2 protein-coding genes and 1 pseudogene are annotated in these 1,887 nt (G+C 57.5%); all 3 read left to right on the top strand.

The window, feature by feature from the left end:
- The first annotated feature begins 8 nt into the window (after window positions 1-8).
- Entirely contained in the window at window positions 9-704 is a 696-nt protein-coding gene (locus tag Xinn_RS20605) for a TIGR03759 family integrating conjugative element protein (protein WP_086954423.1), read from the top strand.
- The gene (locus tag Xinn_RS20600; protein WP_086954422.1) at window positions 686-1,225 is read left to right on the top strand and encodes an integrating conjugative element protein; all 540 of its coding nucleotides are present in this window, start codon (window positions 686-688) and stop codon (window positions 1,223-1,225) included. The genes Xinn_RS20605 and Xinn_RS20600 overlap by 19 nt, the downstream gene beginning before the upstream one ends.
- A pseudogene (locus tag Xinn_RS20595) lies at window positions 1,222-1,887 on the top strand (type IV conjugative transfer system coupling protein TraD); the annotation flags it as partial. The gene Xinn_RS20600 and the pseudogene Xinn_RS20595, both read left to right, overlap by 4 nt.

Genomic DNA, 1,887 nt, shown 5'->3' with positions numbered 1-1,887 from the left:
AAGCAGCCATGAGATGGCATCGAATCGGTCTGGTGGCATGGATAGCACTCAGCAGCCCGGCATGGGCAGACACTCCGGCACCCTTAACCGCGCAGCAGACGCAGGTTGTGGAAAGTCAACGTCAAACGCTGAAAACACCGGCCGGACAATGGGGACTGAAAGCAGAGGAATACCAGCGATATCAGCATATTATGGCAGGACCACGGGGAATTCAGTCACCGGGACTCGATCCGCTGACCGCATTAGGAATTGAAGCGGAAAGTGAGGCGGAACGCCGCCGTTATGCCGAACAGTGGGTGAAAGCCGAATTTGCCCGTACCGAAAAAGAACTGCGCTTCCAGCGTGAGGTGAATGCGGCCTGGCAACGACTGTTTCCTGATGTTCTGCCCGTTGATATGGCAAAATCACGGGAGGAAAGCGGGCGACTGGCTTTGTTTGTGAAAGAAAAAGAATGTCCGGCGTGTGGCACCCGTCTGGCCGAGGTACTGGCCGCCGGACAACCCGTAGATATCTATCTGGTTGACAGTCAGGGCAAGGATGAACGGTTGCAGCAGTGGGCCAAAAAACATCAGATCCCCGTTGAACGGGTACGCAACCGGCAAATCACCCTGAATCATGATGCGGGCTATTGGTTCCGCTTTGGCAAAGGGCGGATGCCGGTCTTGTTGCGTCAGGGAGAGCAGGGATGGCAGATCACCTCATGATGAAACCGCTGAGCTTATTCCCCGTTGTGGGTTTGCTATGGATGACTACCTGCCATGCCGAACTGAATGTGATTGCCGATTTAGGCGGCAAAGATGCCTCGCCTTTTTATGACAGCATTAATGCCGAACAACATGATGCGTCTTTACCATCGGCACCGCCTTTCTCTCTCGAAGTGGAAGGCGAAGCCGCCATGCTGCCTGTAAGCACACCGGAATTGTCACCGGGGAAAGTCGCTAGCAGGTCATTGCAATTGCCGGGGATCGGGGCGCTGTTTCTGATTGGGGATGATCCTGTCTCACGTCAGTGGTTAAGTCAGAATGCGCCCACATTGACGAAACAACAGGCCGTGGGGTTGGTGGTGAATGTCAGAGACATGGCGGGGTTACAGGCATTGCGCGCATTAGTTCCGGAGTTACTGCTGTCACCGGCTGCCGGCGCCGAACTGGCTCGCCGGTTGCAGCTGCAACATTATCCGGTGTTAATTACCGACACTCAGCTTTCCCAGCAGTTATCGCCATGAGCCGCCGTTATGTGGTTGAAGCCCTGTTACGTCCGGCCGTAGAACTGAATACGGCGCTGGTCGCCGCCGTTGCGGCGTTTGTCTGTATTCGGGCACCCTGGGCCATCGCCCTGGCACCCGCCGTCAGCTATGTCATGGGCGGCGGATTTGCTGTCCTGGTGATACTGCGCACCTGGCAGGGCATGCAGGTTCTCCGCTATCGCCGGAACCTGCGCCGCCTGCCGCGTTACCGGATGAGCACAAAGCATATTCCCGTCAGTCACCGGCAGTTGTTTCTGGGCCGGGGCTTTCGCTGGCAGCAGAAACATACTCAGCGTTTACAGGATACACGGCGACCGGAAGTGGAACGATTCGTGCAGCCGTCTCAGGTTTATCAGCTTGCCCGGGCACTGGAGCGAACAACCGAATACCGCTGACCGGCCTTCTCTGCGTTGCTACGTCAGGACTCCCCTTTCAATCCGGTACGCCCGCTGCCGCCGGTGGGCGGTAATCCGGCACTCCACGGGATTGAGCCCCAGGAGGCGGACGTGTTTATGGACCTGGGCGAACGGGTCGGCCACACACTGGTGATGGGCACGACCCGGGTGGGCAAAACCCGGCTGGCCGAATTGCTGATAACGCAGGATATCCGACGCGGCGAGGTGGTGATTGTCTTTGATCCC

Origin of the sequence: Xenorhabdus innexi (assembly GCF_002632485.1) — a bacterium.
Lineage (GTDB): Bacteria > Pseudomonadota > Gammaproteobacteria > Enterobacterales > Enterobacteriaceae > Xenorhabdus > Xenorhabdus innexi.
Note: the sequence above shows the minus strand (reverse complement) of the source record. Positions and strands in the feature narration are given on the sequence as shown.